Below are 24,405 nucleotides of genomic sequence, written 5' to 3'. Positions count from 1 at the left end.
CGTGCTAAGTGCGCTTCAAACCGTAGCCGTTGGGCTCTCGCGAGAGAGCCCATGGGCGCGGGTCCCGTCATCTCTCCAAGGCAAGGCGTTCTCCGCATGAAAGACATTCTCGAACGGCTCGAGGAGCGGCGCGCCCAGGCCCGCCTCGGCGGCGGTGAGAACCGCGTCGTGGCCCAGCACAAGCGCGGCAAGCTGACGGCGCGCGAGCGCATCGAACTCCTCCTCGACCATGGGTCGTTCGAGGAATTCGACATGTTCGTGCAGCACCGCTCGACCGATTTCGGGATGGAGAAGCAGAAGATCCCCGGCGACGGCGTCGTCACCGGCTGGGGCACCATCAACGGCCGCACCGTCTTCCTGTTCTCGAAGGACTTCACGGTGTTCGGCGGCTCCCTGTCGGAGTCGCACGCGGCCAAGATCGTCAAGGTCCAGGACATGGCCCTGAAGATGCGCGCGCCGATCATCGGCATCTTCGATGCCGGCGGCGCCCGCATCCAGGAGGGCGTCGCGGCGCTCGGCGGCTACGGCGAGGTCTTCCGCCGCAACGTCGCCGCCTCCGGCGTCATCCCGCAGATCTCCGTCATCATGGGCCCGTGCGCCGGCGGCGACGTCTACTCGCCGGCCATGACCGACTTCATCTTCATGGTGCGCGACACGAGCTACATGTTCGTGACCGGCCCCGACGTGGTCAAGACCGTCACCAACGAGGTCGTGACCGCCGAGGAACTCGGCGGCGCCAAGGTCCACACAACCAAGTCCTCCATCGCCGACGGCTCGTTCGAGAACGACGTCGAGGCGCTGCTGCAGATCCGCCGCCTCGTCGACTTCCTGCCCGCCAACAACATCGACGGCGTGCCGGAGCTCGAGAGCTTCGACGATCCGCTGCGCCTCGACATGAGCCTCGACACGCTCATCCCCGACAACCCGAACAAGCCCTACGACATGGGCGAGCTCATCCGCCGCGTGGCCGACGAGGGCGACTTCTTCGAGATCCAGGCGACCTACGCCCGCAACATCATGACGGGCTTCGGCCGCATCGAAGGCCGCACCGTCGGCTTCGTCGCCAACCAGCCCATGGTGCTGGCCGGCGTGCTCGATTCCGATGCATCGCGAAAAGCCGCCCGCTTCGTGCGCTTCTGCGACGCGTTCTCGATCCCGATCGTCACCTTCGTCGACGTACCGGGCTTCCTGCCCGGCACCGCCCAGGAATACGGCGGCCTGATCAAGCACGGCGCCAAGCTGCTGTTCGCCTACTCCCAAGCGACCGTGCCGCTGGTCACCATCATCACCCGCAAGGCGTTCGGCGGCGCCTACGACGTGATGGCCTCCAAGCACGTCGGCGCCGACCTCAACTACGCCTGGCCGACGGCCCAGATCGCCGTGATGGGCGCCAAGGGTGCTGTGGAGATCATCTTCCGGAGCGAAATCGGCGACCCGGAGAAGATCGCGGAGCGGACGAGCGAGTACGAGGATCGCTTCCTGTCGCCCTTCGTGGCGGCCGAGCGCGGCTACATCGACGAGGTGATCATGCCCCACTCCACCCGCAAGCGCATCGCCCGGGCGTTGGGCATGCTGCGCACCAAGGAGATGGAGCAGCCCTGGAAGAAGCACGACAACATCCCGCTCTGAGGGCAGGGAGCCGGAGTCCCGCTCGCCGGGCGCGCAGGCCGGACACGGGCCCATGCTGCGCATGAGGCAGACCGAAATCGCCGGCCCGACACCTCCGGGCCGGCGGTTTCGTTCTCGATATCCATCAGCCGTGGCCGTCGGTTCGGCTGGTCGCGAGGATTGGCCGATCCGCCACGAGGCGCCGTTTCAGACGGATCAATGCCTCCCGCTGCAACTCGCTCGGCGCCGAATGCGCGGAGGCGACCGATCTCACGAGTTCGACGAACTGCAGCCGCTCGGCCTCCGTCAGGTGGGCCTTCAACAGCGGCACCAGGGGATCGGCGATTTGCGAGAACGGGTGGCGTGGCTGCGTGTAGGTCCAGGCCCGCTCGAACATCTGGGAGATCCGCTCGATCTCCAGGGGCGTCTCCATGACTTCGAGGATGCGTGTCTTCTCCGCGGCGGTGATCGGACTGCCGGTGCGCACGATCTGGATCAGCAGGATCACGGCGGCCAGCCTGACATCGTTGACGCGCTGGAGGGGTGATCCGAAGAAATCGGTGAAGGCGCTTCGCGCGCGGCGCTGCAGCCCCTTCGTGTCCCGGTCGACCTCGCGGAGTTGCGAGACGGTGCCGTGCACCCGCAAGACCCAGAACACGACGCCCGCCACGATGGCCAAGGCAAGGAGGAGGATCGGCAAACTACATGCTCCGCGAACGATGAATCGGGTCGAACACGAGCGCAACACAGACCGAGGAGATGGTCAAATCCCCGTGATCGGGAAACGACTTATCCACGATGTGAGCGTCTGTTGAAGATACCCGTATTCAAGGTAGTGCAGGGGATTTCTCAGTTTCTGTGCTGTGGTTTTAGAAAGTCGTGCCATGATCGTCCCCCGGACGATCGAGGAGACCATCATGGCGACCGAAAACAAACGCGGCAGTCGCGAAGCGAAGAAGCCGAAAAAGCCCGTGGTCAAGACCATCGCGGCGGCGGCCTCGACCAAGGATATGGTCAGCGCGGCGGTGAAGAACGCCAAGAAATAACAGTCCGGCGAACCGTCAGCCGTGCCGGAGCGCGTCTTCCTGCACGGCGTGACCGGGCGTGACGATGCCGGGTCCTGCCGCACCACCGAGTTCGAGCAGGACGATCTCGGGCGGAACGCCGAAGCGCACCGGGACCCGGCTGACGCCGAAGCCGCCCGAGACGATCATGTGCCGGTTCTTCAGCACCACGTGCCCGTAGGCGAAGTCGTTGCCTTTTCGCGATGGAATCACGGGTGAGTAGCCGAACAGGCGGATCTGACCCCCATGGGTGTGGCCCGCGAGGGTGAGGGAGACGCGGTCGGGCACATCGAGAAATACGTCGGGCTCGTGCACCATGAGGAGCACCGGGGCCGGATCGGTGATCTGCGCGAGGGTGCCGGGCAGGTCGTCGCGACCCTCGTAATTGCCGACCTTCACGAACGGCTCCTGGTCGCCGAGGCCCGCGATCCAGAACGGGTGCCCGTCCTTCTCCAAGCGAAGCACGGTGTTCTCCATCACCGGGATACCGCGCGCCTCCAGCACGCGCTGCGCCTCGGTGACGTCGCTTCTGCCCGCCTGCGTGTCGGCGTCATCCCACCAATCGTGATTGCCCAGGATGGCGTGGACGCCGAGGGGTGCGCGCAGGCCCTCGACCACCTGGGCGAACTCCATCAGCGGCACCTTGCGGAAGGTGACGGTCGGACTCGCCGGATAGTCGCCCAGCATCAGGATCAGGTCCGGCTTCAGCGCGTTGGTCGCATCGACGATCTCGGCGATGCGGTCGAGGGGCATGAATGGCTCGCCGACATGAAAATCGGCCAGGACCGCGACCCGCAGGCGCAAGCCCGGCGTCCAGCGTGGAAGCACCGGGCTGTACCGGGTCACGACGAGGCGGAAGCGCGGCTCGATGACGAAGGCATAGGCGCCGGTGGACAGGCCGAGAACGCCCGCCGCGCCGAGGCCGCCCAGCACTTGCCTGCGACTCGGCAGGATCAACATCGAAAGGGTCCTCGGGTGACGGGCCGATCCCGTCTCCCTCGGCGCCAATGGTGACGAATTGACGACGGCGCAGGGCGATTCAGACGGTCCCCGCACCACCGAAGGACCACCCGAGCATCAGACCTGCGGAGCGTCCTCGTGCTCGAAGCGCGCCGCCATCCGGGCAGCCTTTGCCCGGGTCGCCACCGCCTTGCCCGCCAGAGCCGACACGAGGACCGCGGCGGCGAGCGCCGGAAGGGCCACGGGCCGGAAGCTCTCCGCGACCCAGCCGGAGGCGGGGGTACGACGGTCGAGTTCGGGGGCGGCGCTCTGGGTCTGATCGGGGGCGTACATGAAACGGGTGTCCTGCTTTGCGCTCATACGGCGGCCGCCGGGGTGACCTGACCCGCCCGGTCGCCCCACGCTCGCGGGCACCTCGCGGTTCGACCCGGACGCGTGTCGAGCTTCACAGCAACCATAAAGGTGGTCGTAATATGAATGGCGGATTAAGACTAAGCGGATGCCCGAAATCACGGCAGCCTTGTTTCTCATCACAGACAGCCGAGGCAACAGATCCATGATCGACGTTGCGGCATTGCAATAACCCGCACCGCAATGCGGTCGTTGCTTGAATACAGCTGGCGTGTGGCCCGTCAGCCACGGGCGTGGGACATGGCTTCGAGCGCTTCCGCGGCGATCCACGCCTGGGTCCGGTCGAGGGCACGGGTCAGGCGATCGAACAGGGTGTCGATCTCGTCGGGCGCGATGACGAGGGGCGGGCACACGGCGACGCGGTCGCCGGCGAGGAACCGGACGATCAAACCCTCGGCCTGAGCGAACGCGACGCACCGGGCAGCAACGCCCAGCCTGGGGTCGTACTGCCGCCTCGTCTTCTTATCGGCGACGATTTCGAGACCGCCGATGAGGCCCAGCCCGCGCGCCTCGCCGACGATGGGGTGATCGGCGAGTGCCGACAGGCGGGCCTGGAAATGCGGCGCCTTGCGGGCGACGCCCTCGATGATCCCGTCGCGGCGGTAGATCGCGATGGTCTTGAGGGCCACCGCACAGGCGACGGGGTGCCCGGAATAGGTGGTGCCGTGACCGAAGGTGCCGAGCTTGGCGCTCTGCGAGACCATGTGCCGATAGAGCGGCTCGTCGATGGAGATGCCGCCGAGCGGCATGTAGCCGGAGGTCACCGCCTTGGCGAAGGACAGGCTGTCGGGCCGCATGCCCATGGCCTCGGACCCGAACCAGGTGCCGAGCCGCCCGAAGCCGCAGATCACCTCGTCGGCGATGAAGCGCACGTCGTGGCGGTCGAGCACCGCCTGGATCTTGGCGTAGTAGCCCGCCGGCGGCACGATGGCGCCACCGGCCCCCAGCACCGGCTCGGCCACGAACGCCGCCACCGTGTCGGGGCCTTCACGCTGGATGAGGGCCTCGAGTTCGGCGGCGAGACGCGTGGCGAACGCCTCCTCGGTCTCGCCCGCTTCGCCGTACCGGTAATGGTGCGGGCAGCCCGTGTGGAGGAAGCCCGGCAGGGGCAGGTCCCAATCGGCATGGTTGGCGGGCAGCCCGGTCATCGAGGCGGTGGCCACCGTGACGCCGTGGTAGCCCTTCACGTGGGAGATGATCTTCTTCTTCTTCGGCCGGCCGAGCGCGTTGTTGAGGTACCAGGTCAGCTTGACCTGGGTGTCGTTGGCCTCGGAGCCCGACGAAGTGAAGAAGATCTTCGAGGTCGGGACCGGCATCAGCTCCTTCAGGGTCTCGGCGAGCTCGATGGCCGGGTCGTGGCTGCGGCCCGAGAACAGGTGCGTGAACGGCAGACGCGACATCTGCTCTTTCGCCGCCTCCACCAGCTCCTCGTTGGAATAGCCGAGTGCCGTGCACCACAGGCCGGCCATGCCTTCGAGATACGGACGACCGTCGCTGTCGTAGACCCAGACGCCATGGCCGCGCTCCAGGACCAACCCCCCGGTCTCGCGGAAGGTCGCGAGGTTGGTGTAGGGGTGGATGAGGGTCTCGACGTCGCGGGCCGCCAGGTTCGAGAGCATCGGGTGTCCGTTCCATGAAGCGGGCCGCACGGGGCCCTGATCGGAGCGGCCACACTAACGGCCCGATGCCCGGGCATAAACCCGCTCACCGTCGCACCGGACGCACGCTGTCATGCTCTCGCCCACCACCCTCGACCCCGCGAGCGTCATCGCCACACCCGCCCCCGGGCGGGCCTGCGGCCCCTGCACCCTGTGCTGCAAGGTCTACGATGTGCCGGCCGTCGAGAGCACCGCCGGGCAATGGTGCCGGCACACTGCCCAAGGCCGCGGCTGCGCCATCCACGCCAGCCGGCCGGACCATTGCCGGGCCTTCCACTGCCTCTGGATGACGGAGGCCTGGCTCGGCCCCGAATGGAAGCCGGACCGCGCCAAGATGGTGCTCAGCCTCGATCCCGTGTCGCGCCACATGAACGTGCAGGTCGATCCCGGCCAGCCCAACGCCTGGCGGCGCGAGCCGTACTATACCCAGCTCAAGCGCTGGGCCGCGTCGTCCCTGCCGCAGAAGCGCCACGTGCTGGTCCATCTCAACAAGGTCACCACCGTGGTGCTGCCCGACCGCGACGTGAACCTCGGCGTATTCGAGCCCGGCGACCGTATGGTGGCCCGCGAGCGCGTGACGCCCACCGGCATCGTCATCGAGGTCGAGAAAGTTTCCCATGCGGCGTGAGCGCGGGGGATTGTGCGGCATCCTGTTCGACAAGGACGGGACGCTCGTCGATTTCGACCGCACCTGGGGCCCCGCCGCCCACGCGGTGATGGCGACCCTCACGGGCGGGGACCGCGGCCGCTTCGAAGATCTGATGCGCGTGAGCCACTACGTCGAGGCCGAGCGGCGCTTCCTGCCGACGTCGCCGCTCCTCGCCGGTGCATCATCGATCTACGGGCCGCTCTGGGCGCGGGTGCTCGGCCGTCCCGCCGGACCGGAGCTGTACGCCGAGATGGACCGGCTGTTCCGCGAGGCCGCCCTGCGCTCGCTCCATCCCATCGGCGCACCGGCGGACCTTCTCGCGCATCTGGCCGGGGGAGGCTACGCGCTCGGCATCGCCACCAACGACGCGGAAGCGTCCGCCCGGGCCCAGTCCGCGGTGCTGGGTCTGATGCCGCATCTCGGATTCCTCGCCGGTTACGATTCCGGGCATGGGGCCAAGCCCGAGCCCGGCATGGTTCTGGCCTTCGCCGCTCATCTCGGAGTCGACCCGTCCCGCGTCGCGCTGGTGGGCGATACGCCCGCCGATACCCAGGCGGCACGGGCCGCGGGGGCTGTCGCCATCGCGGTGCTCAGCGGACCGGCGGGGGAGGGCGCCCGCGAGACCATGGCGGCCCTGGCCGATCACGTCATCGGCTCCATCCACGACCTGCCCGCCCTGCTGGCCGAGATCGAAGGCGCGAAGACTCAAGGCTAGCCCCGAGGAGCGGCCGCATCCTCGCGGGCGACATCGCGCCAGCGCAGCACCAGCCGCTCGAACCCGGCGATGTCCTCCGGAGCGAGACGGCCGAGGGTCCGGGCGACGTAGGCCTTCTGAGCCGCGATGCCGCGGGCGGCGAGATCCGCGCCGGCACGCGTGAGGTGGAGGGCGTGCGAGCGCCGGTCCCCGGGGATCGCGCGGCGCTCGACCCATCCGGCCTCCACCAGGCGATCGACCAGGCCGGAGACATTCCCCTTCGTGACATAGAGCCGCGCCGCGAGATCCTGCTGGGTGGCGCCCTCGCGCTCGGTCAGGGTGGACAGCACATCGAATTGCGGGATCGAGAGGCCCAGCCCACGCAGTTCCGCGCCCATGGCGGCGGTGACGCGGCGGTTGAGGCGGATGAACCGGAACCAGACCCGAAGCGGATCCGGGGTCTCGGCCTCCGGCAACGCCGCGGATCGGTCTGGGGCGGTCGCGCTCATGGTCGCCTCGCTATAGCAGAACCGGTGGGCAGCGGAAGCACGGGCGGGTGGCGCGCGGTGCCGACGCCCGGTAAAGCTCGGCGGGCCGCCTCGGAGTCTCCCGCGGCCGCGCGAGGGGCAGCGTGCCCGACAGGGATCGTCGTCAAACCCATGCGTCGTCTGCCCTTCGAGGAGCCCGTCACCCGCGCCGGCCCGCTCGCCCGCACGGTCGCCGGCCTCGCCCTGTTCGTCAGCCTGTTCGCCCTCGTGCTCGTGCGCGATCCGCGTGCGGAGGCCGGTCCGGCCCTGGCGACCCTCAGCGCCGGCCTGGTCCTCGCCGTCACCGCCGTGGGGCTCGCGACGTTCGCCTTCGTACGGGTCTGGCGCGAGGGCGCGCGCGGCCTCGGCGCGGCGCTGGCCGGGCTGTTCGTGGCCTGCCTGATCCTCGCCTATCCGGCCTTCGTGGGCCTGCGGGCCCTGCGCCTGCCCGCACTCACGGATATCTCCACCGATATCGACAACCCACCCGCATTCTCGCGCTCGCGCACCGCCTTCGCGGCTCGGGACGGGCGCTATCCGCCGGACCCCGGACCGGCGGCGCGGGCCAGCCAGCGCGCGGCCTATCCGCAGGTCGCGCCCTTGACCCTCGACCTCGATGCCGACGTCGCGTTCGAGCTCGCCCGCAAGGCGGCGGTGAACCGGCGCTGGCAGATCGTCGAGGCGATCCGCCCCGGCGGCCGGATCGGCAACGGCCGGATCGAGGCAGTGTCGCGTGGCCTCCTGCTCAACCTCGCCGACGACGTCACCGTACGGGTCCATCCCCGGGCCGACGGTGCCCGGATCGACGTGCGCTCCGCGTCCCGCCTCGGAAGCCACGATTTCGGCGGCAACGCCGACCGCATCCGCGCCTATCTCGACGAGGTCGCCAACCTCGCCATCGCCGTCAAATAGGCGTCAGGCGGGGGCGTAGCGCCCCTCCAGGCGCGGTGGCCCCTCGGTGACGACGAGGCCGCGCTCCACCAGATCCTCCAGATGGGCGAAGACCGAGAGGGCGGCGGCGCCCCGGAGGGCTGGATTCAGCCCCTGGTAGATCGCCCCGACGATGGCGCGGATATCGCGGTCGCCGGCCTCGATCCGCGCACGGATCGTCGTCTCGCGCTGCCGGCGATGGGCGCTGAGCCCGCGGACGAACCGGCGCGGGTCCCGAACCGGACCGCCATGCCCCGGCCAGTACACGGTCTCAGTCCGCTCGCGGAGCTTGTCGAGGGAGGCCATGTAGGCCCGCATGGAGCCGTCCGGCGGCGCCACGATGCTCGTCGACCACGCCATGACGTGATCGCCCGAGAACAGGGCGGATTCTTGCGGCAGCGCGAAGGCGAGGTGGTTCATGGTGTGGCCCGGGGTCTCCACCGCCTCCAGGGTCCAGCCATCCCCCGTCAGGGTATCGCCCTCGCGCATGAGGCGATCCGGGACATGGTCGCGGTCCGCACTCGCGTCGAGGTGCGGGAACTCGCCCTCGGCCAGATCGCGCGCCGCCCGGTGCGGTCCGCAGCCGACGATGGGCGCCCCCGTGCGGGCCTGGAGCAGGCGCGCCCCCGGCGAATGGTCGCGATGGGTGTGGGTGACCACGATGGCCTCGACCCGCTCGCCGGGGATCGAGGCCAGGAGCGCGTCGATGTGAGCCGCATCCTCCGGGCCGGGGTCGATGACCGCGACGGCACCGCTGCCGACGATGTAGGTGCAGGTGCCGCTCGCCGTGAACGGGCTCGCGTTGGAGCAGACGCGGCGCCGGATCAGGGCCGACAGCCGCTGCGTCTCGCCACTCGTAGGAGCGCCCGAGTCGAAGACCGGATCGTCGCGCGTTTCGCTCATGCGGTCTCCGGGGAGGTCCATGGACATGCCCCGCCCCTACGCGATCGCCGGGAGCGCGACAACGCCACGAAAATGAAGCCTTTTATTTTCATTATAGCCAATGCTATATCGCGAGGAGGCAAGCTGGGCGCGGAGCCGCGCCGTCACCGAGGGACCGTACGGAGCGATGGGTTATCAGGACGGGGCGTGGCGCTTCCACCGCGACACGCAGGAGCAGCCGAGCCTCGGCGCCATGAACGGCAGCGTTCCGGTGCTCGCAACCGGGACGTGGCTGCGCCGGCTCCTGGCCTTCATCGGGCCGGGGTACATGATCTCGGTCGGCTACATGGACCCGGGCAACTGGGCCACCGACATCGCCGGGGGGGCCCAGTTCGGCTACACCCTGCTCTCCGTCATCCTGCTCTCGAACCTCATGGCCATCGTGCTGCAGGCGCTGGCCGCGCGGCTCGGCATCGCCACGGGCCGCGACCTCGCCCAGGCCTGCCGCGACCACTATTCGCGTCCCGTCGGCCTCGTCCTGTGGCTCGCCTGCGAGGCGGCGATCATCGCCTGCGACCTCGCCGAGGTGATCGGCACCGCCATCGCCCTCAAGCTCCTGTTCGGCATCCCACTCGTGCTGGGGGCGACCATCACGGCGCTGGACGTGTTCCTGATCCTGCTGCTGATGCGGCGCGGTTTTCGCGCCCTCGAAGCGTTCGTCATCGCGCTGCTCGGCGTGATCTTCGTCTGCTTCGGCTTTCAGATCGCCCTGGCGAGCCCACCCCTGCAGGCGGTGCTCGGCGGCTTCCTGCCGACGCCCGAGATCGTGACGAACCCGGCGGCCCTCTACATCGCCATCGGCATCATCGGCGCCACGGTGATGCCGCATAACCTCTACCTGCACTCCTCCATCGTACAGACCCGCGCCTACCCGCGCACCGACGAGGGCAAGTGCGCGGCCTTCCGCTTCGCCTTCACGGATTCCACCATCGCGCTGATGCTGGCGCTGTTCGTCAATGCGGCGATCCTCATCCTGGCGGCCTCGGTCTTCCACGCCAACGGGCGGACCGACGTGCAGGAGATCGAACAGGCCTACGAACTGCTGTCGCCGCTCCTCGGGGCCGGCATCGCCTCGACCCTGTTCGCCGTGGCGCTCCTCGCCTCGGGGCTGAATTCCACCGTGACCGCGACGCTCGCCGGCCAGATCGTCATGGAAGGCTTCCTGCGGTTGCGCATCCCCGACTGGGCGCGCCGGCTCATCACCCGGGGCATCGCCATCGTGCCGGTGATCGTCGTCACGGCGCTCTACGGCGAACAGGGCACCGCCCGCCTCCTCGTCCTGAGCCAAGTGGTACTGTCGATGCAGTTGCCGTTCGCCGTGATCCCCCTGGTCCGCTTCGTCTCCGATCGGAGCAAGATGGGCGCCCTGGTGATTCCCGGGTGGCTGAAGGTCCTGTCCTGGGCCATTGCCGGGCTGATCGTCGTCCTCAACGTCAAGCTCCTGATCGACACCGTCATGGGCGCCTGATCCGGCGGCACGCAGCCCGAGAGGGTCGCGGGCCGCCTTTTCCGAACCAGCGCACGACGGAAACGGACCCGGGGCACACAAGGGCGCCGCCGGATAAACACACCTCGAAAACATAGCCGTGGCTTACTCTTCCAGCGGAGGCTTCATCATGTCCGGTCCACCCCGCGCCTGGCGGGCGACATTCGTCTCCCTGATGATCTCCGCAACCCCGCCGCTCGCCCTGGCGCAGGCTCTCGGCGAGATCCCCGAACGGCCGCCGCAATCGGCCGCCGCCGAGCCGCAGGGTGATTTCCCGGTCTCGATCAGGTCGTCGCTCGGCCCGTGGGGCGATCCCGGCGGCCTTCGCGCCGCCTGGGCCGCACGCGGCGTGAATCTGACCCTGCTGTCGACCGACGAAGTGCTGGGGAATCCCCATGGCGGCGTGCGCACCGGCCCGATCTACGCGGGCAAGGTCGAGGCCATCCTCAGCCTCGACCTCGAGCGCCTCGCGGGCCTCGACGGCGTGAGCGCTTTTGCCAACGCCTTCCGGATTCACGACACCGGCGGCCTGCGCGACCGAAGTTTTCAACGGCTCATCACGGTCAGCAACATCGAAGCGTATCCCACCACCCGCCTGTCGGAACTCTGGCTCGAACGGCGGTGGGACTCGGGGCTCGGCTTGCGAATCGGGCAGCTCGCCGCCGACGGGGAGTTCTTCGCCTCCGAGACGGGCAAGCCGTTTCTCAGCAACGACTGGCCGACGATCACCGGCGCCAACCTTCCGAGCGGCGGACCGGCCTATCCCCTGGCCACCCCCGGCATCCGCCTGCGCTACGAAGCCGGCGCGGACCTCTCGGCTCTGGTGGCGGTGTTCAACGGCGATCCCGGCGACCAGCGCGTGGTCAACCGGTACGGAACGAACTTTCGCGTCGGCGACCCGCCCCTGGTGATGGCCGAGATCCAGATGCGGCGGAACCAGGAGACGGAGACACCTGCGTTCGCGGGAACCCTGAAACTCGGGGGATACCGGCATTTCGGCCGGTTCGACGATCTGCGCTTCGGCGCGGACGGCCTACGCCTCGCGGATCGATCCAGCCTCGGGACGGCGCGGCGCTTGCGCGGGACCAGCGGGATCTACGCCGTCGCCGATCAGCAACTCTACCGCCCGGACGGGGGCGGTCCATCGAGCGGTGTGTCGGTCTACGCCCGCGTCTCGGCGAGCCCCTCGGACCGCAACCCGATCGACCTGTGGGCGGATGGCGGTGTCGTCGTCGCCGGCTTGATCCCGGGGCGGCCGGACGATCTGTTCGGCGCCAGCGTGATCTACGCCCGGATCAGTGAGGCCGCGCGCGGCTTCGACCGCGACCGAGTCGACCTGCAGGCGAGTGGGGAGCCGGTCCGCACGGCGGAAGCGACCTTCGAACTGTCGTATCAGGCCCAGATCAGACCCGGCTGGACCGTGCAGCCGGATCTTCAGTACATCTTCAACCCCGGGGGCGGACTCGCGGACCCCGAGCGCCCCAACACACGGATCAAGGGTGGTTTCGTCTTCGGGATGCGTTCGACCCTGGTCTACTGACCGGACGCGTCCCGGATCGAGGCGATCACGACCGCCGACGCGTGGGGCGAACGCGCACGGGTACGAGCTGCGGCGCGGGGGCCGACCCTTCCACCAGGGCGCCGAGTCCACGGGACACGGCTTCGCCAACCGAACCCGCTGCCTTCACGAGGCGCCGCACGATCGATCCGACGAACGATGTACTCATGACGGGCTCCTTGATCAGCGACGAGTACCGAACGCGACCGGCGACGGGCCGGTTCCGATGACGGTTGAGAGACAGGTAAGGAGCGATGTCGTGCCTGCGCAGGACCGGAGGTCGATCCGTCGCACCATCACGCCGCTGCGCCCTCAGCTGCCCCCTGGGCCGTGAGCTTGACGGTAAATCTGGCACGCCGAGCACCGGTCCGGCAAGGCGGCGCACGGCCGTTGAGGTTTGAAACGAGCCGTGCGCGAAAATCCTTCGCGGTCGCTGTGAATCCGACCGGACAGCGCCGGAACCGGGGCGAAAACTTGGCGTTATTGCTGCAATGAGGTCGCAGCCTGACGCTGCGCCAAATCTTTCGAAGGATAGAGTCAGATGCTCGGTTGGGCCGTAACATTCCTCGTCGTCGCCCTCGTGGCAGCTCTGCTCGGTTTCGGCGGTATTGCCGGCACCGCCATGGAAGCCGCAAAGCTCGTGTTCTTCGTCGCCATCGTTCTGTTCGCCATCTCCGCCGTCATCGGCCTGATGCGCGGACGTTCCCCGACCCTCTGACGGGCGCCGGTCCGCACGGCACCGGCCGGGTGGGCATCGGCCCGCCCGAAGCGATCGATGAGGGCCGCCGGCGCATTGCCGTGCGGCTCTCATCGATTCGGATGGTACGGGCGCCGGATCGGCGCCTCAGGACGTCGCTTCGTCCGGCGGGGACGCTTCGAGCTGGGCAATGAGATCGCGGAAGCGGTCGGGTACCGGTTGCTGCACGACCGTATCGTACATGGCCCGAAGGTGCAGACCGATGCGCTTCTGGGTGTGGTCGCTGAGGCCACGGCCACGGGTGTCCTCGTCGGCACGCACGGTACGATCCCCTAGGGCGGGATCGCCCTTGTCGTGTGTGTTCATGCGTCGATTCCCCTTGATGCCGGACACCGGCATCGCCGCGATTGTTTTGCGGCTTGACATAGGTCATGGCTGCAGCTGCAACGCCGATGCGATCAGTCGGTTCCCGTCAGGCGGAACGGAGCTCTCCAATCCGCGTTGTGGCGGAAGCGGCCAAGGCACGCGGCCAAGAACGGCAAAGCCAAGGGGATAGTATGTCGACAGCCCAACTCGTGGTGCAGCACCTGCCGTATCTGCGCCGCTACGCTCGGGCGCTCACGGGTAGTCAGGTCGCCGGAGACGCTTACGTCGCCGCCACCCTCGAGACCCTCGTGAACGAGCCCGAGACGCTCGGCCGCAGTGCCAACGTCAAGGCCGATCTCTTTCGCGTGTTCACGCGCATCTGGAATTCCCTGTCGGTGAACGGCCAGAGCGAGCAGGTGCAGCACGACCTGCCGGCCGAAGTCCGGCTCGGCCAGATCACGCCCCTGCCGCGCCAGGCCTTCCTTCTCTCGTGCCTCGAAGGGTTCTCGGAGGAAGACGCTGCAATCATCCTCGACGTCGACGTCAGCCAGGTTCGCGACCTCGTCGACGAGGCCGGCCGTGAGCTCGCGGCCGACATGGCGACCGAGATCCTCATCATCGAGGACGAGCCGCTCATCGCCATGGACCTCGAAGCCCTGGTGGAAGGGCTCGGCCACAACGTCATCGGCGTGGCCCGCACCCGCACGGAGGCGATCAAGATCGCCTCCGAGGGGACCCGCCCCGGCCTCATCCTGGCGGACATTCAGCTCGCCGACGGAAGCTCGGGCCTCGATGCGGTCAACGACCTCCTGAAGACCTTCGAGGTGCCGGTGATCTTCATCACCGCCTACCCCGAGCGCTTCCTCACCGGCGAGCGTCCGGAGCCGGCCTTCCTCATCGCCAAGCCGTTCCAGCCCGCGAACGTCTCCGCGGTGATCAGCCAGGCGCTGTTCTTCCAGCAGAGCGCACGCCGCCGCGAGGTCAAGTCGGCCTGAACGCCCCTCGACCCCACGATCCTCGGCAACAACCGACGAAAGGCCCCGTCACATGCCGGGGCCTTTTTGCTGACCTGTTCGGACCGGGCCCGTGGCGGCTGAAGGACCAAAAAAACGGGCCGGAGATCGCTCTCCAGCCCGTCGAAAAGGTTCCGGCCTATGCACAAGGGGATGCGGGGGGAGGACCAGGCGGCCGGGGTGACAAGACAACGATCCGACCTCGCTGTCGTTCCGTCTCCCGGCATGGGCGGCTCGAATTTTTTGCGCACAGCGGTTTTTGCGCCACACCTGCAGCTCGGCGGAAGCAGGATTTCCGTCAAATCGTAACGATCCGTACTTCGAGCTGTACTGGAGATTGCTCAATTCGAAACAGTCGAGGAACCCGAGACTGCGAGACGCGTTTGCTCGATATCCTGTCAAGCTCCTCATCGGAGATTACGACGATGTTTCGGTCAGGCCTCCTCCTCAGTGTCAGTGCACCGGCAGCGCTCCTGACATTGCTGATCCAGCCGACCGTCCAGCAGGCTGCCGACCAGAGGGCACTCCGGGCAGCACCATCGACCGTCATTCAGGTCACCTTGTCGGGACCGGATCTTCCCGGGCAGCGCGTGGCATCGACGGCGATCAGTCCGGTGCGCTTCGCGTCCGTGAGCCGCCCGTCATCCCCCCCGAAGCCCGGTGTACTCGGACAGAGCGGCCGGACCGCGAGTGAGAAGGATCAGCCGAAGGTTCGCCGCTCGATGCGCGAAGGCTGCGAAGGCGCCATCAGCTCACTGGCCGGACCGGAGGCGCGCCGCATGCTCCCGGGTCGTTGCATTTCCTGATTTTCGTCGACCGGGAGTCGCTCCAGCACAACCTTCGTCATGGTCGCGCATAGGTCGACAGCGCCAAGAACCGATTCTTGGATGAGAAGACGCTGAAGGAGCATGAAAAAGGCCTCGTCCATTTCGGACGAGGCCTTTTTGTTTCGATTGAGCTTGGAACCCCCGAAGGGGCTCCAATGACCGGTATCAGTCCTCGCCTGGGCGACCGGTGCCGGTGGACTGACCACCCTTGCGACCGGCGGACGACGCCAGTTCGCGATCCTGGGAGAACGAGCGCTTCTCGGCCGGCACACTGCGCCCGCCCTTGCTCGCGATCTCCCGCTGCCGCTCCAGATCCATCGAGGCAAAGCCCCGCTTCGAGGTGGAGTTCGATGCCATCAGCGCCTCCTCAGATTTGCTCTCACTGCCAAGACAACCTTCACCAATATCGATGGTTCCTTAGGGAAACCCGGGCTGATCAGCGTAGAGCGGGGCAAGCGTGGCTATAAGCATGGGTATAGGAAACGCTCGCGTACAGGGCACTTCGACGGCCTCAGGCGCGGCGGCTCTCCCGCCCCGTGGCTTTGCCGGGACTGGACAATCCGTGTGCGACCCGCATGGATGCGGCATGGAAAACCGTTCGATGCCGCCGCGCGACGCTGGGGTGCACCAATGACCCTCGACACCGAGGTCTCGTCGTTACGGCAGGTGCCGCTGTTTCGAGGCGTCGAACCGTCGCGCCTGAAGCTCCTCGCCTTCACCAGCGAGCGGGTTCATTTCGAGGCCACCCAAGAGCTTTTCGCGCGCGGCGATACCGCCGATGCGGCCTATCTGATTCTCGAAGGCGAAGCCGAGGTTTCCATCGAAGGGCCGCAGGGACCGTTTCGGCTGGCGCTCCTCGGCGCAAACGCCCTCCTCGGCGAGATGGGAATCCTGGCCGACCAGCCCCGCTCGGCCACGGTCGCGGCTCTGACACCCCTGACGGCCCTGCGCATCGACCGCACTGTCTTCCTCGAACTCCTCGCCCAGTTCCCGCAGATCGGCATCGCGGTCATGCGTGAACTCGCCCTGCGCCTCGAGCAGACCAACCAGCAATTGGCGCAGAGCCGGAGCTGACGTTCACTCCGGGTAGGTGATGAACTCCATCAGCGATCCGTCCGGATCCCGGAAATAGACGCTGAGGCCCCGACCGGCCGCACCGTCGCGTTCCACGGGCCCGCGCTCGACCGGCACGCCGTGCGTCGCGAGATGCGCCATGGCCCCCTCAATGGGTCCGGACCAGCGAAAGCACAGGTCGCTGTTGCCGGGCATCACCGGCTTCTCGGCAAGCGGCGTCGCCTCGATGCCCGGACCATGGACATTGAGCTGCACGCCACCGAAGCGAAAGGCGGCCCCGACGGGGCGCTCCACGATCTCGGCCCCGAGCACGTCGCGGTAGAAGGCCGTCGAACGTGCCCAATCGGAGACGTGGATCACGCAATGATCGAGATGGATCGCCGGGGCGAGGTTGTCGAGGACGTCGCCTGCGTCGGAGACGGGCAGGGTCTGGGTGTCGGCCATGGGCGGATCCTCGTGCGGCGTTCATGATGCGATCAAGCGCGACGCCGACGCAACACCGCGGATCGCCTGATCGAGCCGCGGTTGCCTCGCAGCCTCGCCTGAATATGGCGGTGCGGGGGCGACGCTTCCCCACACCTGCGGCGGGAAAGATACACCCTCGGCGGTCCGGGACGGCTAGTCAGGGGGAAGAATCCTGCAACCCGCCCTCCTCAACCCACACCCCGCGGAGCCAGCCATGTCCACCCGCCGCCTCATCTTCGGCCTGCTCCTCATCGCCCCCCTGGCGGCCTGCAACGCGCGCGGCCCCGTCAACGTCGCGGCCGACGACGATGCCGCCTGGTACACCGGCACCATGCCGGACAAGCCGTTCGACGTGCCCATCGTCGACAAGTCGCGCCTCGATCCGAAGTACCGGCGCCAGATCGTGCGCTACACCGGGCCGGAGAAGCCCGGCACCATCGTGGTCGACATCGACAATCGGCAGATCGCCCTGGTGCAGGAGGACGGCACCGCCGTTCAGTACGGCGTCGGCGTCGGCAAGGCCGGCTTCTCGTGGAAGGGCGAGGCCCGCATCGCCCGCAAGGGCGTGTGGCCGGATTGGAGCCCGACCACCACCATGGTCTCGCTCAATCCCGATCTGCCGCGCACCCGCAAGGGCGGCCTCGACAACCCGCTCGGCGCCCGCGCGCTCTACCTCTACCAGGGCAACCGCGACACGCTGTTTCGCATCCACGGCACCAACGAGCCCTGGAGCATCGGCGAGCAACTGTCGTCCGGCTGCGTGCGGATGCTGAACGAGGACATCGTCGACCTCTACGAGCGCGTCCCCGTCGGCACCCAGGTGCTGGTGAAGCGCAACGGCAAGTATCGGGTGTAAGACGAGGACCGTTCGGCCATGACCATCACCATCGCCCACCTGCAGCCCCTCGTCGCCCTCGGCGCCGGGGTGCTGATCCTGCTGATCCCCCGGCTGCTGAATTTCATCGTCGCGGCCTACCTCATCCTCGTCGGGCTGATTGGCCTCGGGGTGTTTCGCGCGCTATCGTGAGCCGGCGCGACGGCGGTCGGTGACAGAGGTACAGAACCGTCACGCGGGCCCCCAGTCCGCGCGGCGTTCATCTTGCGTTGCAGCATGAGATGGTCCAACCCGCCGGGTACGATAGGCGCGCAATTCGCGTTTCATTCCAGCAACCGGACGGGTGACGATGGGCAAGTGGGTCTATTCCTTCGGTGACGGCAGGGCCGAAGGCCAGTCGTCCATGCGCAACCTGCTCGGCGGCAAGGGCGCGAACCTCGCCGAGATGTCCAATCTCGGCCTTCCGGTGCCCCCGGGCTTCACCATCACGACGGAAGTCTGCACCGCTTACTACGACAACGCGCAGACCTACCCGGCCGAGCTGAAGGCCGAGGTGGCCGCAGCCCTGGAGGCCGTCGGCAAGCTCACCGGTCGCGGTTTCGGCGATCCGAAGAACCCGCTCCTCGTCTCGGTCCGCTCGGGCGCCCGCGCCTCGATGCCCGGCATGATGGACACGGTGCTCAACCTCGGCCTCAACGACGTCACCGTCGAGGCCCTGGCGACGGGCGCCGGTGACCCGCGCTTCGCCTACGATTCCTACCGGCGCTTCATCACCATGTATTCCAACGTGGTTCTGGGCGTGGAGCACCACGCCTTCGAGGAGGCTTTGGAGCATTACAAGGAGGAGAAGGGCGTCAGCCTCGACACCGAACTCGGGGCAGACGACTGGAAGCATCTCGTCGGGCGCTACAAGGCCATCGTGAAGGCCGAGCACGGTTCCGACTTCCCGCAGGGCGCGGAGGACCAGCTCTGGGGTGCCATCGGTGCCGTGTTCGATTCGTGGATGATCCCGCGCGCCAAGAAATATCGCGAGTTGAACAACATCCCCGAGAGCTGGGGCACGGCCGTCAACGTCCAGGCCATGGTGTTCGGCAACATGGGCGACACCTCGGCCACGGGCGTCGCGTTCACCCGCAACCCGTCCACCGGCGAGCGCGCCCTCTACGGCGAGTTCCTGATCAACGCCCAGGGCGAGGACGTGGTGGCGGGCATCCGCACCCCACAGGACATCACCGAGAAGGCTCGGCTTGAGGCCAAGTCCGAAAAGCCGTCGATGGAGCGGGCGATGCCCGAATCCTACGCCGAGTTGGTCCGGATCTACGGTCTCCTCGAGAACCACTACCGCGACATGCAGGACATGGAGTTCACCATCGAGAGCGGCAAGCTCTGGATGCTTCAGACCCGCAACGGCAAGCGCACGGCCAAGGCCGCTTTGCGCATCGCCGTCGATCTCGCGGCGGAGGGTCTGATCACCCAGGAGGAGGCCATCGGCCGGATCGAACCGGCGGCCCTCGACCAGCTCCTGCACCCGACCATCGACCCGAAGGCTGAGCGCAAGGTGATCGCGTCGGGCCTGCCCGCTTCGCCGGGCGCCGCCACGGGCGAGATCGTGTTCAATTCCGAGGATGCCGAGGCCGCCCGCAAGGCCGAGCGCAAGTGTATCCTGGTGCGCGTGGAGACCTCGCCCGAGGACATCCACGGCATGCACGCCTCCGAGGGCATCCTCACCACGCGCGGCGGCATGACCTCGCACGCAGCCGTGGTGGCGCGCGGCATGGGCAAGCCCTGCGTTTCGGGCTGCGGCACCGTCCGGGTCGATTACAAGGCCGGCACCCTGTCGGTGGCCGGCACGGTTCTGAAGGCCGGTGACAAGATCACCATCGACGGGTCCACCGGTCAGGTGCTGCTGGGCGAGGTGGCGATGCTGGAGCCGTCCCTGTCGGGCGAGTTCGCGACCCTGATGGGTTGGGCCGACAAGGTCCGCACCATGAAGGTCCGAACCAACGCCGACACGCCGACCGACGCCCGCGCCGCCCGCAACTTCGGCGCCGAGGGCATCGGCCTGTGCCGCACCGAGCACATGTTCTTCGAGGGCGACCGCATCGTCGCCGTGCGTGAGATGATCCTCGCCGACGACGCCGAAGGACGCCGCTCGGCGCTGGCCAAGATCCTGCCCTACCAGCGCCAGGACTTCGTCGAGCTGTTCACGATCATGTCGGGTCTGCCCGTCACGATCCGCCTGCTCGATCCGCCGCTGCACGAGTTCCTGCCGCATACCGACGTGGAGGTGCGGGACGTCGCCAGCAGCATGGGCGTGTCGGAGGACAAGCTGCGCCGTCGGATGACGGAACTGCACGAGTTCAACCCGATGCTGGGCTTCCGTGGGTGCCGCCTCGCCATCGCGTTCCCGGAGATCGCCGAGATGCAGGCCCGCGCCATCTTCGAGGCCGCCGTCCAGGCCGCCAAGGAGACCGGCGCCCCGGTGACCTCGGAGGTGATGGTCCCGCTGGTCTTCACCAAGATGGAGTTCGACATCGTCAAGGCGCGCATCGACGCCATGGCGAAGGCCGTCTCCGAGGAGACCGGCAGCGCGGTCGACTATCAGGTCGGCACCATGATCGAGCTGCCCCGCGCCGCCCTGCGGGCGGGCGACATCGCCGAGACGGCGGAGTTCTTCTCCTTCGGCACGAACGACCTGACCCAGACGGCGCTCGGCATTTCCCGCGACGACGCCGCGACCTTCCTCGGGGCCTACACCCAGAAGGGGATTCTCGCGGCCGACCCGTTCATCTCCATCGATCAGGAGGGGGTCGGCGAACTCGTGCGCATCGGCGTTGAGCGCGGCCGGGCCGTGCGTCCGGACATCAAGCTCGGCATCTGCGGCGAGCACGGCGGCGACCCGGCCTCCATCGGCTTCTGCCAGGAGGTCGGCCTCGACTACGTGTCGTGCTCGCCCTACCGCGTGCCGATCGCCCGCCTCGCTGCGGCACAGGCGGCTCTGGCCGCCCGCGACGCCGCCAAGGACGCCGTCAACAAGGCCTGATCCGGAGGCTCGATCCGAACTCTTCCGGGTGGCTTCGCGCCGCCCGGGAGAGTCGCGGCGAAATCCGTTCAACAAATTGTCGAAAACGCGGCGAACCGATTTCGTGCCGGCACGTTCAGTGCTAGTGCCGATCCATTGCGCGAGCATTCCAGCTCATTGGGGCGGCTGCCATCGCGTGGGAACGCCGGCCATGATCGATACGACGCCCACCCCGCTCTACCTCAACGAAAATTCCGCCGTCACCCCGATCCCGAAGGTGGTCCAGCAGGCCTCCCTCTGGACATTCGGCGGCCTCGCTACCCTAGCGCTGTTCGTGTTCGCCGTCGCCACCCAGAGCGGTGCGGATGCGGAGCGGATCTCCGAGATGCGGACGGGCGGCGACAGCGCACCCTCCGCCCTGGTCAAGGCGTTTGCCGTCGCCCACGGACGCCCCGGCACATTCTGAACCAACCGTTGCGGAACGGGCTTAACCGCTCCGCAACCATGCCACGCAAATATGCCTGAACCGGCTGCCGCATAGGGAACCCCTTCGGGTGACCTGATCGGCCGACCGGAACGGTGTTGCGGAACGTGGATCGGTTGGGCGTGGGCACGAAACGGGTACGACGCGATTCGAGCCTGCGCTGGTTCAGCGCCGCCATGGCGCCTTGGGCCGCCGGCATGGGCTTCCTTGTCTCCTTTACGGCCAGCGCCGGCACCGACGGCACGACCCGATCACTCGCGCACGATGTGCGGATCGCCTCGGCCTTGCCGCACGGGGTCCCCCTCATCGGTGGACGGGTGAGCACCGAGCGGATGCGGGCGGGGCTTCCTGCCGAGCTCGACCGCGGCACTGCTTCGGTTCTGCATGCCAACCTCTCCGGCTCGGCCAACGGCGCCCTCCTGCCGGGACCGGCCGTCTGGAATCCGGAGCTCGAACCGGATCTCGGCTTCGTCCCGCCCCCGGCCGACGGGGAGGAGACCATCGAGACGAGCGACGGTGCGACGCCCGCGATCCCCCGCGCCGTTGCCCTGTCGTCGACGACCCCGGCCCCGGCCGATGCGACTCCCATCGAGGTTGCGGCCGCGAACCTCGCCATTCCGGGCGGGCTCGCCATTCCGGGGTTCTCGCCGCGCCGCGACGCCGAGGGGCTGGTCGGCGACAGCGCCCGCCATCGCTACGCCGACCTCATCGGTCCCGACGCCCTCGATCGCGAACAGCGCTGCCTCGCCGAAGCCGTTTACTTCGAAGCCCGCAGCGAGCCCGAGGACGGCCAGGCCGCCGTGGCACAGGTGGTGCTGAACCGGGTCAAGAGCGGGCTCTACCCCAGCAACGTCTGCGGTGTGGTCTACCAGAACCGCCACCGCTACATGGGCTGCCAGTTCTCCTTCGCCTGCGAGGGCAAGTCCCTGCGCATCACCGACGGGCCGTCGTGGCAATCGGCCACCCGAATCGCCAGCGCGGTGATCGAGGGACGGACGTACCTCAGCGAGGTCGGCGGGGCGACGCATTACCATGCCGATTACGTGAAACCCGGCTGGTCGCGGCGCCTGCGCAAGATGGACGTCATCGGGCGGCACATCTTCTACCAGCTCAAGCGCGGGCAGACCTGAAGGCCGGTCGAGCGCAAACCAATGAGCAAAAGTGATCCGGTTCCATCGAATTCTACCTAAGTAGGCGAAGATCTAAGTAGTCCTAAGCTTAGGTTAATTTTACCCTGAGTCTGAATTCGGCTTGCCCGAGCGGCAACTTGGCTGCCTCTGATACGTCGAGATGCGCGCACCACAACGGCGCCATCCCGCCAGTATCCGCGTCACAGCCCGAGGAAGCCCGCATGACCGCGCCGGTCACCCGATTGATCCCGTTTGCCTCCGCCATCGCCGGCGCCGTTCTGTTCGCAGCCTCCGCCCAGGCGGGCGGCTGTGGCGGTGCCGAATGCTACCGCCACGTCTCGACCCCGCCGGTCTACGGCGCCGTGTCCGAGCGCGTCCTCGTGCGCCCGGCCGAGACCGTCTACCGCACGATCCCGCCGATCTACGAGACCGTGTCCGAGCGCGTCGTCGTCAGCCCGGGCGGCCGTGTCTGGCAGACCCGTCGCGATCCCTACGGCGCGCTCGTCGGCTGCTGGGTCGACGTGCCGCCGCAATACTCTGTGCGCCATCGCCGGGTGCTGGTCCAGCCGGCCCAATCGATCCCCGAGACGATCCCGGCCGAGTACGCAAGCATCCGCCGCCGCGTCCTCGTGCAGCCGGCCCGCGCCGGATGGGTCCCGGCCAATTACGGCAACGGCGGCGGCTATCCGGGCGTCTACGGACCCCGCATCGGCTCGATCCCGGATGCCGTCGGCATCGCCGGCGCCAGCTCGGCGGATATCGGCGTCGGCCTCGGTTTCTCCACGGGCAGCATCTACGACGGGTACTGAGACGCCTGACGCCCCGGCCGACCGGCCGGGGCGGTTGATTCCGCCCGGCCATGCCACACCTCCCTGCTGACGCGGGAGGTGCGCATGGACCGGTTCAAGGCGTGGGTGGTCGAGAAGACCGAGACGGGGCAAGCCCTGACGTTCCGCGATTTCGACGCGGCCGACCTCATGGACGGCGACGTCACCGTCCGGGTCACCCATTCCACCGTGAACTACAAGGACGGACTGGCCATGACCGGACGCTCGCCGGTGGTGCGCCGCTTCCCGATGATCCCCGGCATCGACTTCTCCGGTGTGGTCGAGGCGTCGGATCACCCGAATTACGCCCCCGGCGATGCGGTGATCCTCACGGGCTGGGGCGTTGGTGAGACCCATCTCGGCGCCTATGCGGAGCGGGCGCGGGTGAAGGGCGACTGGCTCGTGCCCCTGCCGGAAGGGCTCGATGCAGCCGACGCCATGGCCATCGGCACCGCGGGCTACACGGCGATGCTGTGTCTCATGGCCCTTGAACATCACGGCGCTCGGCCCGGCGACGGTCCCGCCTTGGTCACCGGCGCATCCGGCGGCGTCGGCTCCGTCGCCGTGGCGCTGCTCGCCCGGGCCGGCTGGCAGGTCATCGCCTCCACGGGCCGGACCGGCGAGGAGGATTACCTCCGCGGCCTCGGCGCCACGGAGATCCTCGACCGTGCCGAACTCTCGTCCCCGGGCAAACCCCTGGCGAAGGAGCGTTGGGCCGTCGCCGTCGACGCCGTCGGCTCCGTGACCCTCGCCAACGTGCTCGCAGGGACCAAGGCGGACGGCGCCGTCGCCGCCTGCGGGCTCGCCCAGGGCATGGACCTGCCGACCTCCGTGGCACCGTTCATCCTGCGCGGCGTGTCGCTCCTCGGCATCAACAGCGTGACCACGCCGCTGCCGAAACGCCGCGCGGCGTGGGCGCGCCTCGCCAGCGACCTCGACCGCACGGCCTTGGCCGCGATGACCACGACGGTGCCCCTGGCCGAGGTGGATCGCCTCGCCGAACGGATCCTTTCGGGCGGCGTACGCGGACGGACGGTGGTGACCGTTCCTTAGAGCCCGTCCGATAATGTCCGGCCGGGGTTGAGTGGCCGGGATGGCGGTGATTCCAGAAGGGTGCTGAAGCCTCATCTGGACGTGCCATGTGGACCCCGACCACTCGCCGGCAGCATAGCCGTGCG

27 protein-coding genes are annotated in these 24,405 nt (G+C 68.1%); 17 read left to right on the top strand and 10 right to left on the bottom strand.

Features of this window, described 5'->3' with window-relative positions:
• Positions 1 to 96 precede the first annotated feature (96 nt).
• Positions 97 to 1,629: an acyl-CoA carboxylase subunit beta gene (locus ASF22_RS02005; protein ID WP_056260978.1), complete on the top strand. Its 1,533-nt coding sequence runs from the start codon at positions 97 to 99 to the stop codon at positions 1,627 to 1,629.
• A 124-nt stretch (positions 1,630 to 1,753) separates the two neighbouring features.
• Here ASF22_RS02005 and ASF22_RS02000 read toward each other — a convergent pair whose 3' ends face one another.
• On the bottom strand, positions 1,754 to 2,308 hold the full coding sequence (locus ASF22_RS02000) for a TerB family tellurite resistance protein (protein ID WP_056173371.1): 555 nt from the start codon (positions 2,306 to 2,308) through the stop codon (positions 1,754 to 1,756).
• Positions 2,309 to 2,525: 217 nt separating this feature from the next.
• Between ASF22_RS02000 and ASF22_RS25150 the strand changes: the two genes are divergently transcribed.
• Positions 2,526 to 2,654, top strand: a complete 129-nt coding sequence (locus tag ASF22_RS25150; RefSeq protein ID WP_274533103.1) for a hypothetical protein — start codon at positions 2,526 to 2,528, stop codon at positions 2,652 to 2,654.
• 15 nt (positions 2,655 to 2,669) lie between these two features.
• Here the strand turns inward: ASF22_RS25150 and ASF22_RS01995 are convergent, their stop codons facing one another.
• The 3 genes from ASF22_RS01995 to ASF22_RS01985 all read right to left on the bottom strand — a co-directional run bounded on the left by ASF22_RS01995 (position 2,670) and on the right by ASF22_RS01985 (position 5,662).
• Positions 2,670 to 3,632 carry a metallophosphoesterase gene (locus tag ASF22_RS01995; RefSeq protein WP_056260976.1) on the bottom strand — a complete coding sequence of 321 codons (963 nt, stop codon included), beginning with the start codon at positions 3,630 to 3,632 and terminating at the stop codon, positions 2,670 to 2,672.
• A gap of 117 nt (positions 3,633 to 3,749) precedes the next feature.
• A complete protein-coding gene (locus ASF22_RS01990) occupies positions 3,750 to 3,965 on the bottom strand; it encodes a hypothetical protein (protein WP_056260974.1) in 216 nt (71 codons plus the stop codon).
• A 299-nt stretch (positions 3,966 to 4,264) separates the two neighbouring features.
• Positions 4,265 to 5,662, bottom strand: a complete 1,398-nt coding sequence (locus tag ASF22_RS01985) for an aminotransferase (protein WP_056260972.1) — start codon at positions 5,660 to 5,662, stop codon at positions 4,265 to 4,267.
• A 112-nt stretch (positions 5,663 to 5,774) separates the two neighbouring features.
• Here ASF22_RS01985 and ASF22_RS01980 point away from each other — a divergent pair, with 112 nt between their 5' ends.
• Both ASF22_RS01980 and ASF22_RS01975 read left to right on the top strand, forming a co-directional pair.
• On the top strand, positions 5,775 to 6,329 hold the full coding sequence (locus ASF22_RS01980; RefSeq protein WP_056173385.1) for a hypothetical protein: 555 nt from the start codon (positions 5,775 to 5,777) through the stop codon (positions 6,327 to 6,329).
• Complete coding sequence (locus ASF22_RS01975) at positions 6,319 to 7,065, top strand: HAD family hydrolase (RefSeq protein WP_056260970.1); 747 nt, start codon at positions 6,319 to 6,321, stop codon at positions 7,063 to 7,065. Before ASF22_RS01980 ends, ASF22_RS01975 begins: the two co-directional genes overlap by 11 nt.
• Here the strand turns inward: ASF22_RS01975 and ASF22_RS01970 are convergent.
• Positions 7,062 to 7,553 (bottom strand): MarR family transcriptional regulator, encoded by a 492-nt coding sequence (locus tag ASF22_RS01970; RefSeq protein ID WP_056260969.1) that lies wholly within the window; start codon positions 7,551 to 7,553, stop codon positions 7,062 to 7,064. The genes ASF22_RS01975 and ASF22_RS01970 overlap by 4 nt on opposite strands.
• Before the next feature lie 150 nt (positions 7,554 to 7,703).
• Between ASF22_RS01970 and ASF22_RS01965 the strand changes: the two genes are divergently transcribed.
• Complete coding sequence (locus ASF22_RS01965; RefSeq protein ID WP_056260966.1) at positions 7,704 to 8,483, top strand: DUF1499 domain-containing protein; 780 nt, start codon at positions 7,704 to 7,706, stop codon at positions 8,481 to 8,483.
• Between the two features lie 3 nt (positions 8,484 to 8,486).
• On the opposite strand, the gene ASF22_RS01960 is transcribed toward ASF22_RS01965, so the two are convergent.
• The gene (locus tag ASF22_RS01960) at positions 8,487 to 9,404 is read right to left on the bottom strand and encodes an MBL fold metallo-hydrolase (protein WP_056261231.1); all 918 of its coding nucleotides are present in this window, start codon (positions 9,402 to 9,404) and stop codon (positions 8,487 to 8,489) included.
• Between the two features lie 166 nt (positions 9,405 to 9,570).
• Here ASF22_RS01960 and ASF22_RS01955 point away from each other — a divergent pair, with 166 nt between their 5' ends.
• The 3 genes from ASF22_RS01955 (at position 9,571) to ASF22_RS22765 (ending at position 13,205) form a co-directional block, all read left to right on the top strand.
• Positions 9,571 to 10,911, top strand: coding sequence for an Nramp family divalent metal transporter (locus ASF22_RS01955; RefSeq protein WP_056261228.1), 1,341 nt, complete (start codon positions 9,571 to 9,573; stop codon positions 10,909 to 10,911).
• 148 nt (positions 10,912 to 11,059) lie between these two features.
• The gene (locus ASF22_RS01950; RefSeq protein WP_244474182.1) at positions 11,060 to 12,469 is read left to right on the top strand and encodes a carbohydrate porin; all 1,410 of its coding nucleotides are present in this window, start codon (positions 11,060 to 11,062) and stop codon (positions 12,467 to 12,469) included.
• Positions 12,470 to 13,028: 559 nt separating this feature from the next.
• The gene (locus tag ASF22_RS22765; RefSeq protein WP_003599466.1) at positions 13,029 to 13,205 is read left to right on the top strand and encodes a DUF1328 domain-containing protein; all 177 of its coding nucleotides are present in this window, start codon (positions 13,029 to 13,031) and stop codon (positions 13,203 to 13,205) included.
• A 126-nt stretch (positions 13,206 to 13,331) separates the two neighbouring features.
• Here the strand turns inward: ASF22_RS22765 and ASF22_RS01945 are convergent, their stop codons facing one another.
• Positions 13,332 to 13,550, bottom strand: a complete 219-nt coding sequence (locus ASF22_RS01945) for a NepR family anti-sigma factor (protein WP_056261221.1) — start codon at positions 13,548 to 13,550, stop codon at positions 13,332 to 13,334.
• Positions 13,551 to 13,741: 191 nt separating this feature from the next.
• Between ASF22_RS01945 and ASF22_RS01940 the strand changes: the two genes are divergently transcribed.
• Entirely contained in the window at positions 13,742 to 14,545 is an 804-nt protein-coding gene (locus ASF22_RS01940; protein WP_056173403.1) for a response regulator, read from the top strand.
• Between the two features lie 718 nt (positions 14,546 to 15,263).
• On the opposite strand, the gene ASF22_RS23570 is transcribed toward ASF22_RS01940, so the two are convergent.
• Together ASF22_RS23570 and ASF22_RS01930 are read right to left on the bottom strand one after the other, a co-directional pair.
• The gene (locus ASF22_RS23570; RefSeq protein ID WP_156647586.1) at positions 15,264 to 15,473 is read right to left on the bottom strand and encodes a hypothetical protein; all 210 of its coding nucleotides are present in this window, start codon (positions 15,471 to 15,473) and stop codon (positions 15,264 to 15,266) included.
• Positions 15,474 to 15,555: 82 nt separating this feature from the next.
• Positions 15,556 to 15,750 (bottom strand): general stress protein, encoded by a 195-nt coding sequence (locus ASF22_RS01930; RefSeq protein ID WP_056173408.1) that lies wholly within the window; start codon positions 15,748 to 15,750, stop codon positions 15,556 to 15,558.
• Between the two features lie 270 nt (positions 15,751 to 16,020).
• Between ASF22_RS01930 and ASF22_RS01925 the strand changes: the two genes are divergently transcribed.
• The gene (locus tag ASF22_RS01925) at positions 16,021 to 16,464 is read left to right on the top strand and encodes a Crp/Fnr family transcriptional regulator (RefSeq protein WP_056173412.1); all 444 of its coding nucleotides are present in this window, start codon (positions 16,021 to 16,023) and stop codon (positions 16,462 to 16,464) included.
• 3 nt (positions 16,465 to 16,467) lie between these two features.
• Here the strand turns inward: ASF22_RS01925 and ASF22_RS01920 are convergent, their stop codons facing one another.
• The gene (locus ASF22_RS01920) at positions 16,468 to 16,908 is read right to left on the bottom strand and encodes a VOC family protein (protein ID WP_056260962.1); all 441 of its coding nucleotides are present in this window, start codon (positions 16,906 to 16,908) and stop codon (positions 16,468 to 16,470) included.
• Positions 16,909 to 17,143: 235 nt separating this feature from the next.
• Here ASF22_RS01920 and ASF22_RS01915 point away from each other — a divergent pair, with 235 nt between their 5' ends.
• The 7 genes from ASF22_RS01915 to ASF22_RS01890 all read left to right on the top strand — a co-directional run bounded on the left by ASF22_RS01915 (position 17,144) and on the right by ASF22_RS01890 (position 24,280).
• Positions 17,144 to 17,785 (top strand): L,D-transpeptidase, encoded by a 642-nt coding sequence (locus tag ASF22_RS01915; RefSeq protein WP_056173418.1) that lies wholly within the window; start codon positions 17,144 to 17,146, stop codon positions 17,783 to 17,785.
• A gap of 18 nt (positions 17,786 to 17,803) precedes the next feature.
• Positions 17,804 to 17,956, top strand: a complete 153-nt coding sequence (locus tag ASF22_RS22755) for a DUF3096 domain-containing protein (RefSeq protein WP_082483460.1) — start codon at positions 17,804 to 17,806, stop codon at positions 17,954 to 17,956.
• 157 nt (positions 17,957 to 18,113) lie between these two features.
• Positions 18,114 to 20,807: a pyruvate, phosphate dikinase gene (gene ppdK, locus ASF22_RS01910; RefSeq protein ID WP_056260960.1), complete on the top strand. Its 2,694-nt coding sequence runs from the start codon at positions 18,114 to 18,116 to the stop codon at positions 20,805 to 20,807.
• A gap of 190 nt (positions 20,808 to 20,997) precedes the next feature.
• Entirely contained in the window at positions 20,998 to 21,252 is a 255-nt protein-coding gene (locus ASF22_RS01905) for a hypothetical protein (RefSeq protein WP_056260958.1), read from the top strand.
• 194 nt (positions 21,253 to 21,446) lie between these two features.
• Complete coding sequence (locus ASF22_RS01900) at positions 21,447 to 22,400, top strand: cell wall hydrolase (protein WP_082483473.1); 954 nt, start codon at positions 21,447 to 21,449, stop codon at positions 22,398 to 22,400.
• Between the two features lie 221 nt (positions 22,401 to 22,621).
• A complete protein-coding gene (locus ASF22_RS01895; RefSeq protein WP_056260955.1) occupies positions 22,622 to 23,209 on the top strand; it encodes a hypothetical protein in 588 nt (195 codons plus the stop codon).
• An 84-nt stretch (positions 23,210 to 23,293) separates the two neighbouring features.
• A complete protein-coding gene (locus ASF22_RS01890; RefSeq protein ID WP_056260953.1) occupies positions 23,294 to 24,280 on the top strand; it encodes an MDR family oxidoreductase in 987 nt (328 codons plus the stop codon).
• The last annotated feature ends 125 nt before the right edge of the window (positions 24,281 to 24,405 follow it).

It is taken from the genome of Methylobacterium sp. Leaf87, assembly GCF_001422775.1.
In the GTDB taxonomy this organism is placed as follows: domain Bacteria; phylum Pseudomonadota; class Alphaproteobacteria; order Rhizobiales; family Beijerinckiaceae; genus Methylobacterium.
Note: the sequence above shows the minus strand (reverse complement) of the source record. Positions and strands in the feature narration are given on the sequence as shown.

Bases quoted from the DNA above. Each gene is read 5' to 3' on its own strand.
- ASF22_RS01995 (WP_056260976.1), bottom strand. From the start codon at position 3,632: ATGTTGATCCTGCCGAGTCGCAGGCAAGTGCTGGGCGGCCTCGGCGCG.
- ASF22_RS01965 (WP_056260966.1), top strand. From the start codon at position 7,704: ATGCGTCGTCTGCCCTTCGAGGAGCCCGTCACCCGCGCCGGCCCGCTC.
- ASF22_RS01960 (WP_056261231.1), bottom strand. From the start codon at position 9,404: ATGAGCGAAACGCGCGACGATCCGGTCTTCGACTCGGGCGCTCCTACG.
- ASF22_RS01920 (WP_056260962.1), bottom strand. From the start codon at position 16,908: ATGGCCGACACCCAGACCCTGCCCGTCTCCGACGCAGGCGACGTCCTC.
- ASF22_RS01915 (WP_056173418.1), top strand. From the start codon at position 17,144: ATGTCCACCCGCCGCCTCATCTTCGGCCTGCTCCTCATCGCCCCCCTG.
- ASF22_RS01900 (WP_082483473.1), top strand. From the start codon at position 21,447: ATGGCGCCTTGGGCCGCCGGCATGGGCTTCCTTGTCTCCTTTACGGCC.
- ASF22_RS22755 (WP_082483460.1), top strand. From the start codon at position 17,804: ATGACCATCACCATCGCCCACCTGCAGCCCCTCGTCGCCCTCGGCGCC.
- ASF22_RS25150 (WP_274533103.1), top strand. From the start codon at position 2,526: ATGGCGACCGAAAACAAACGCGGCAGTCGCGAAGCGAAGAAGCCGAAA.
- ASF22_RS01940 (WP_056173403.1), top strand. From the start codon at position 13,742: ATGTCGACAGCCCAACTCGTGGTGCAGCACCTGCCGTATCTGCGCCGC.
- ASF22_RS22765 (WP_003599466.1), top strand. From the start codon at position 13,029: ATGCTCGGTTGGGCCGTAACATTCCTCGTCGTCGCCCTCGTGGCAGCT.
- ASF22_RS01970 (WP_056260969.1), bottom strand. From the start codon at position 7,553: ATGAGCGCGACCGCCCCAGACCGATCCGCGGCGTTGCCGGAGGCCGAG.
- ASF22_RS01925 (WP_056173412.1), top strand. From the start codon at position 16,021: ATGACCCTCGACACCGAGGTCTCGTCGTTACGGCAGGTGCCGCTGTTT.
- ASF22_RS01980 (WP_056173385.1), top strand. From the start codon at position 5,775: ATGCTCTCGCCCACCACCCTCGACCCCGCGAGCGTCATCGCCACACCC.
- ASF22_RS01975 (WP_056260970.1), top strand. From the start codon at position 6,319: ATGCGGCGTGAGCGCGGGGGATTGTGCGGCATCCTGTTCGACAAGGAC.
- ppdK (WP_056260960.1), top strand. From the start codon at position 18,114: ATGGGCAAGTGGGTCTATTCCTTCGGTGACGGCAGGGCCGAAGGCCAG.
- ASF22_RS23570 (WP_156647586.1), bottom strand. From the start codon at position 15,473: ATGCTCCTTCAGCGTCTTCTCATCCAAGAATCGGTTCTTGGCGCTGTC.
- ASF22_RS01985 (WP_056260972.1), bottom strand. From the start codon at position 5,662: ATGCTCTCGAACCTGGCGGCCCGCGACGTCGAGACCCTCATCCACCCC.
- ASF22_RS01950 (WP_244474182.1), top strand. From the start codon at position 11,060: ATGTCCGGTCCACCCCGCGCCTGGCGGGCGACATTCGTCTCCCTGATG.
- ASF22_RS01890 (WP_056260953.1), top strand. From the start codon at position 23,294: ATGGACCGGTTCAAGGCGTGGGTGGTCGAGAAGACCGAGACGGGGCAA.
- ASF22_RS01955 (WP_056261228.1), top strand. From the start codon at position 9,571: ATGGGTTATCAGGACGGGGCGTGGCGCTTCCACCGCGACACGCAGGAG.
- ASF22_RS01945 (WP_056261221.1), bottom strand. From the start codon at position 13,550: ATGAACACACACGACAAGGGCGATCCCGCCCTAGGGGATCGTACCGTG.
- ASF22_RS01895 (WP_056260955.1), top strand. From the start codon at position 22,622: ATGACCGCGCCGGTCACCCGATTGATCCCGTTTGCCTCCGCCATCGCC.
- ASF22_RS02005 (WP_056260978.1), top strand. From the start codon at position 97: ATGAAAGACATTCTCGAACGGCTCGAGGAGCGGCGCGCCCAGGCCCGC.
- ASF22_RS01905 (WP_056260958.1), top strand. From the start codon at position 20,998: ATGATCGATACGACGCCCACCCCGCTCTACCTCAACGAAAATTCCGCC.
- ASF22_RS01990 (WP_056260974.1), bottom strand. From the start codon at position 3,965: ATGTACGCCCCCGATCAGACCCAGAGCGCCGCCCCCGAACTCGACCGT.